General features: G+C 66.1%; 8 protein-coding genes. 4 read left to right on the top strand and 4 right to left on the bottom strand.

Going from position 1 to position 5,805, the window contains the following annotated elements; translation table 11 throughout:
* Positions 1-176: 176 nt before the first annotated feature.
* Entirely contained in the window at positions 177-770 is a 594-nt protein-coding gene (locus IC50_RS15165; RefSeq protein WP_035705902.1) for a TetR/AcrR family transcriptional regulator, read from the top strand.
* An 11-nt stretch (positions 771-781) separates the two neighbouring features.
* Complete coding sequence (locus tag IC50_RS15160; protein WP_035705898.1) at positions 782-1,249, top strand: PaaI family thioesterase; 468 nt, start codon at positions 782-784, stop codon at positions 1,247-1,249.
* A gap of 118 nt (positions 1,250-1,367) precedes the next feature.
* Here IC50_RS15160 and rplI read toward each other — a convergent pair whose 3' ends face one another.
* From rplI to rpsF, 4 genes are all read right to left on the bottom strand, one after another.
* Positions 1,368-1,967 (bottom strand): 50S ribosomal protein L9, encoded by a 600-nt coding sequence (gene rplI, locus IC50_RS15155; RefSeq protein WP_035705895.1) that lies wholly within the window; start codon positions 1,965-1,967, stop codon positions 1,368-1,370.
* 44 nt (positions 1,968-2,011) lie between these two features.
* A complete protein-coding gene (locus IC50_RS15150; RefSeq protein ID WP_035705893.1) occupies positions 2,012-2,992 on the bottom strand; it encodes a DUF2232 domain-containing protein in 981 nt (326 codons plus the stop codon).
* Positions 2,993-3,141: 149 nt separating this feature from the next.
* A complete protein-coding gene (gene rpsR / locus IC50_RS15145) occupies positions 3,142-3,381 on the bottom strand; it encodes a 30S ribosomal protein S18 (RefSeq protein ID WP_007592020.1) in 240 nt (79 codons plus the stop codon).
* Positions 3,382-3,386: 5 nt separating this feature from the next.
* Entirely contained in the window at positions 3,387-3,857 is a 471-nt protein-coding gene (gene rpsF, locus IC50_RS15140) for a 30S ribosomal protein S6 (RefSeq protein WP_035705891.1), read from the bottom strand.
* 345 nt (positions 3,858-4,202) lie between these two features.
* On the opposite strand from rpsF, the gene IC50_RS15135 reads away from it, so the two are divergent.
* Entirely contained in the window at positions 4,203-4,907 is a 705-nt protein-coding gene (locus tag IC50_RS15135; RefSeq protein ID WP_035705888.1) for a TetR/AcrR family transcriptional regulator C-terminal domain-containing protein, read from the top strand.
* Positions 4,908-4,910: 3 nt separating this feature from the next.
* Positions 4,911-5,805, top strand: an 895-nt coding sequence (locus IC50_RS15130; RefSeq protein WP_035705885.1) for a fatty acid desaturase family protein, incomplete at its 3' end; no start/stop codon positions are given.

Below are 5,805 nucleotides of genomic sequence, written 5' to 3'. Positions count from 1 at the left end.
GGCCCGCGCCTGCCGCTCCGTCCGCGGCGCCAGCGGGCGGTCCGCCGGCACCGCCGATCTCGCGTTAAATCCGTTACGTTCTCCGGGTCGACACAGGGAGGCCGCTCACCGCGGCCTCCCTATCGTATTGACCAAATCTAGAGTATTACTCTAGAGTAATGCTCTAGGAGGCGTCGATGGCGGCGAGCGTGCGAGACGATCTGTTGGCGGCCGGGTTGATGGTGTTCGACCGCGTCGGCTTCGAAGCCGCGACGGTAGCCGCGATCCGCACCCGGGCGCGCGCCTCCAATGGCAGCTTCTTTCACGTCTTCGGCTCGAAGAAGGAGCTCGCCGGTGCGCTGTTTCTGGAGGTCTTGCGGCACTATCACGCCGCCGTGCTGGCCGCGCTTGATCCCGTCCCCGACGCGGAGCAGGGCATCGATCGCCTGATCCGGGCGCATCTCGACTGGGTCGTGACCAGCCGGCGCGAGGCGCGCTATCTCTTCGAGATCTCGCGCAGCGAATGGGGCGAGGACGTGCGAGACGCCCAGCGCGCGCAGAATGCGCGGCTTGCCGAAGGCATCGAGCGCTGGCGCGCGCCGCTGGTTGCAGGCGGCGAGCTTCTGCCGATGACGCCGGCGATGTTCGTCAGCCAGCTGATCGGTCCGGCGCAGATCTTCTGCCGCGCCTTCCTGTCGGGGCGCGACCGCGCCGATCCGCGCGTTGAGGCCGACACGCTGATCGCCTGCGCCATTCGTGCGCTGAGGCCACTCGATCGCATCAACAAATAGGGAGAGACTGCATGCGGGCCGAAGCTGATCCGGAATTCGCGCCAATTGCAGAGCGCATCCACGCCAATGTCGGCCGGCAGGGTTTTATGAACCTCGTGGGCGCCGAGCTGTCCGAATTGTCGCGCGGCACCTGCACCATCGCGGTGGAGCGCCGTCCGGAGCTGCTGCAGCAGCACGGCTTCTTCCATGGCGGCGTGACCGCCTTCCTGGTCGATAACGCCACGACGATCGCCGCCGCCGCCTCGCGCGGCCAGCCGGCGCTGACGGCTGAATACAAGCTCAATCTGCTGTCGCCCGCGGTCGGCGAAAAGCTGATCTGCCGTGCCCGGGTGATCAGGCCGGGCCGTCAGGTCTCCGTGGTCGCGGCCGACGTGTTCTGCGTCAGCGACGGTGTCGAGAAGCATACGGCAACGGCGCTGGCCTCGATCGCGATGTCGAGCGAGGACGTCGCCGCGAAAACGAAAAGCCCGGCCGCCTGAGGCGACCGGGCTTTTTATGGCCTTCGTCATTCCGGGATGGCGCGCGAGCGCCAGACCCGGAATCTCGAGATTCCGGGTTCGGTCCTGCGGACCGCCCCGGAATGACGAGTTGATCTGCTTACTTTTCTTCCGCAGCCGGGGCCGGCTCGACCTCGTCGTGCTCGGCTTCCGGATCGAAGAACTCGCCGGCGGCGGCGATCGCCTCGGCTGCCGCATCGCGGTCTTCGTTGCGGGTCGAGATGTCCTCGCCGCGGTTGATGCGCTCCGCCTCGTCCTGGCTGCGCGCGACCGTCACGGTGATCTCGACCTCGACCTCGGGGTGAACGGCAACGGTGACCGTGTGCTTGCCGATGGTCTTGATCGGCGCGTCGAGCTGCACCTGCGGGCGGTCGAGATGGACGCCGTCGGTCTCGAAGGCGGCGACGATGTCGCGCACCGTGACCGAGCCGAACAGCTGGCCGGCTTCGGAGGCCTGGCGGATCACGATGATGTTCTTGCCCTCGATCTTCTCGGCGACCTTGGACGCTTCGCCCTTGGCCTTGAGATTGCGGGCTTCGAGCTCGGCCTTCATGCCGTCATACCTGGCCCGGTTGTCGGCGGTGGCGCGCAGCGCCTTGCCGCGCTTGAGCAGGAAATTGCGGGCGTAGCCGTCGCGAACCTTCACGACTTCGCCCATCTGGCCGAGCTTGTTGACGCGTTCCAGCAAAATGACTTCCATATTCATTCTCCTTTTGAAGTGCTCTGTAGGTTTCGGGGTTTAGCTCAAGGGGTTGGCAGTGGCGGCGGCTGCCGGCTGCGCAGGAAGCGCTCGCGGAAGCCGAACACGGCATCGGCAAGGCCGAGGATCACCATCGCGATCACGGGCCATCCGAACACGACGACGACGACATAGGTCGAGCCGAGCCAGAACGTGCGGCTCTTAAGGGCGAGCGTCAGCGTATGCAGCACGGCGAAACCGGTCAGCGCATAGGCCATCATCAGCGCGGCCGTGGCGATCTGCGCGACGATGGCGAGCAGCCCGCCGGTGAAGCTGAAGGCGAGGGCGATGCACAGCGCCACCAGCGTCATCGGCGGCAGCGCGGCCGTCATCAGGTCCGGCCAGGGACGGCGCAGCCGACCGGACGTCGCGGTCACCTTGGCGCTGAGCCAGAGGTTGAGAGTCAGCGTCATCATCGCGATGATGGTGGCGGCGGCCGGTGCGATGCGCACCAGCGCGTCGACGAACTGGCTGGCCTCGCCCGAGGTTTGCGGGTCGGTGGTGCGGAGAAGGCGCAGCAGGCCGCGCCGCAGCGTGCCGGTGATGGTCTCGGCGTCGGCGCCGAGCGTGAGCAGGGCGGCGACCGTGGTCAGCGTGGCGAAGCCTGCGATCCAGAGCAGGATGCGGCCGACCGGATACCACTCGATCTCGGGCTCGGCCGCCGGTTCGGCAGCGGTGGCGTTTGGCGCGACACCTCCCACCTGGCGGCCGAGCAGGACGAGATGGCCGAGCCACCAGGCCGGCAATGCGACGGTGACGGCGAAGGCGATGCAGTAGGGCAGGCCGAACAGGGCGCCGAGGCCGATCGCGGCGGCAATGCCGCCGAGGCTTGCGCAAAGCGGTCCCCAGCCGATCGCGGCGACCATCAGCGGCAGCGGTGCGAGATAGAACAGGACGAGCGAGATCAGCGCGCCCGAGATGATCGAGGCGAACATCAGGGCCGACGCGGCGCCGGCGATCAGGGCAATCAGTGCAAAGGCCATCATCAGCTGTCCCGCTCCCTTCGAGCGGTTAGAGGCGTCGTTTGCCCCAACCATCGGCAACCGGACGACCCGGAAGCCTTATGAGTTCAGATAAGTCGAGTTCAGATCAGTTACGACCGGCGGCTCAACGGCCGCCGGTCGAATTGGTCGTCTCAGCGAATGACGTAGGGCAACAGGCCCAGGAAGCGCGCGCGCTTGATGGCGCGGGCGAGCTCACGCTGCTTCTTCGCGGACACCGCCGTGATGCGGCTCGGCACGATCTTGCCGCGCTCGGAGACGTAGCGCATCAGCAGCTTGGAGTCCTTGTAGTCGATCTTCGGCGCATTGGCGCCCGTGAACGGGCAGCTCTTGCGGCGACGGAAGAACGGGCGACGTGCACCAGCTTCAGCCATTGGTCTTACTCCCCATCCGTCGTGGTTTCAGCTTCGTCGCGCGGACGGCGCGGACCGCGATCGCCGCGGAAACCGCCCTCGCGGTCGCCACGGAAGCCGCCTTCGCGCTCGCCGCGGAAGCCGCCGCCACGATCGTCACGCTCGCGATCGCGATCGGCCTTGCGCATCATCGCGGACGGGCCTTCCTCGAGCTCCTCGACGCGGACGCTGAGATAGCGGATCACGTCTTCGCTGATGCGCTCCTGGCGCTCGATCTCGGCGATCGCCGCGGACGGCGCGTCGATGTTGAGCAGCACGAAGTGCGCCTTGCGGTTCTTGTTCATGCGGTAGGTGAGGGAGCGCACGCCCCAGTTCTCGGTCTTGGTGACCTTGCCGCCGAGGCCTTCGACGATGCCGGTCATCTGCGCAGTCAGCTCTTCGACCTGCTGCGGGCTCGCGTCCTGGCGCGCGAGAAAGACATGCTCATAAAGAGCCATGGTGGTCCTTTCCTCATGTTGGCGCATCGCCCGGCGTCAAGCCCTTAAGAGGCCTTCGGAAAGGACTCTGGGATCAAGCTCAGAAGGCGGAAACACGGGACGACGGGCCGACTGGCCCTGCCACACCAAAATCACGAATGATTTGCTGAGACCGTCCGTTCAGCTCCCGGCCGGGGTCTGCGGATGCGCGCCTTATACGGATTTTGACCGGCTTTGCAAGGTTTGAGGGGCATTTTTGAGCCGAGTCCTCCCGTCGCGGCGAGGCCGGACCCGTCCTCCCATACCACATCCAGCTTGATCTATTTGTTTGTATGCCATACAAATAAGTCAACCGAGAGGACCTCCATGGCGGAAACGTCGGCCGATGCGCCGCTTGAGGCGGCAGGCGACCCCAAGCACGCCGCGCGCGCGACGCGCTCGGCCGGCCGCAAGATGCGGTCGCTGCTCCTGGATGCTGCGAGCCCGCTATTTCGGGAGCGGGGGCTGTCCGGCACGGCGATCACCGACATCGCGGCCGCCGCGGACGCGTTCCCCAGCCAGATCACCTATTACTTCCGCACCAAGGAGGCGCTGTTTGTCGAATGCGCCTGCCGGGATCTCCTGTATCTGGCGCGCGCCACCGAGCAGGCGGCGCTGAAGGCGCGCACGCCCCGGGACTACACCCGCGCGCTGGCCGAGACGGTCACGGCGAGCGATTCGGTCGCCTTCTTCGCGGAAGCGCTGACATTGACGCGCCGTCGCCAGGATCTCGCACCGCTGGTCGAGCGTACCATCGAGCGCCTGCACGGCGAAGGCGCGCGTGCCTATGCGAGCCAGGTCGAGCGGCACGGTTGGCGTTCCCTGCGCGCGCCCGACGAAAGCTCGCGGCGCTTCTGGGCCGTCGCCATCGGCGTCATTCTCGAAGGCTACGCCATGGGCCGTTCGCCCGAGGAGCTCTGCGCCGAGATGCTGCGCGTGCTGGGCGAGCAGGCGAAATCCACCGGCGACACGGGACGCCTGCGTCTCGTCGAGGAGGCCGGCGCATCCAGCAATTCGAATGGAGAGGGTTAGGCCATGACCGCGCTTCGCCTGCGTGCCCGCGATTTCCTGACCGACGACCAGCTTGCCGACGTGCGCCAGCGCGTGACCTGGAAAGGCGTCGCGCTGATCGCGCATGCCTGGACGCTGATCATTGCCGCCGTCGCTCTGGTCGCGTGGTGGCCCAATCCGGTCACCTACGTTCTCGCTGTCACCATCATCGGCTCGCGCCAGCTCGGCCTTGCGATTCTGATGCATGACGGTGCGCATGGCTGCCTGTCCGCCGACGAGAAAACCAATCTGGCGCTGAGCCAGTGGTTCTGCGCCTATCCGCTGTTTGCCGAGACACGCAGCTACCGGCGCTATCACCTGCAGCATCATGCGCGCACCCAGCAGGAGGACGATCCCGATCTCGTGCTGTCGGCCCCGTTTCCGATCACCAGGCTGAGCTATCGCCGCAAGTTCATTCGCGACATCACCGGACAGACCGGCTACCAGCAGCGCAAGGCGCAATTGCTCAACGCGCTTGGGCCAAGGGACTGGCCGTGGCGGCAGCGTGCGGCGCATTTCCGGGAGAAGCTTGGCCCGCAATGTGTCGTGAACGCGATCATGTTTGCGGCGCTCGCTGCGGCCGGCGTGTGGTGGGCCTATCCGTTGCTATGGCTGGTGCCTCTGTTGACCTGGATGATGGTCATCACCCGCATTCGCAACATTGCAGAGCATGCCGTCGTTCCCGATAGCAGCGATCCCCTGCGCAACACCCGCACCACGCATGCCAATTTTCTCGAGCGCCTGTTCATCGCGCCGTACTACGTGAACTATCACCTCGAGCATCATCTCTTGTTCTACGTGCCCTGCTACAATCTACCGAAGGTGCATCGCCTGCTGAATGCGAGCCGGTACGCCGGCCGCATGGAGGTACAGCCGAACT

The organism is Bradyrhizobium genomosp. I (2014) (assembly GCF_000261685.1).
Taxonomy (GTDB): Bacteria; Pseudomonadota; Alphaproteobacteria; order Rhizobiales; family Xanthobacteraceae; genus Bradyrhizobium.
The sequence above is the reverse complement of the archived record's forward strand: the minus strand, read 5'-3'. Positions and strand labels throughout refer to the sequence as shown.

Bases quoted from the DNA above. Each gene is read 5' to 3' on its own strand.
- IC50_RS15165 (WP_035705902.1), top strand. From the start codon at position 177: ATGGCGGCGAGCGTGCGAGACGATCTGTTGGCGGCCGGGTTGATGGTG.
- IC50_RS15160 (WP_035705898.1), top strand. From the start codon at position 782: ATGCGGGCCGAAGCTGATCCGGAATTCGCGCCAATTGCAGAGCGCATC.
- rplI (WP_035705895.1), bottom strand. From the start codon at position 1,967: ATGGAAGTCATTTTGCTGGAACGCGTCAACAAGCTCGGCCAGATGGGC.
- IC50_RS15150 (WP_035705893.1), bottom strand. From the start codon at position 2,992: ATGATGGCCTTTGCACTGATTGCCCTGATCGCCGGCGCCGCGTCGGCC.
- rpsR (WP_007592020.1), bottom strand. From the start codon at position 3,381: ATGGCTGAAGCTGGTGCACGTCGCCCGTTCTTCCGTCGCCGCAAGAGC.
- rpsF (WP_035705891.1), bottom strand. From the start codon at position 3,857: ATGGCTCTTTATGAGCATGTCTTTCTCGCGCGCCAGGACGCGAGCCCG.
- IC50_RS15135 (WP_035705888.1), top strand. From the start codon at position 4,203: ATGGCGGAAACGTCGGCCGATGCGCCGCTTGAGGCGGCAGGCGACCCC.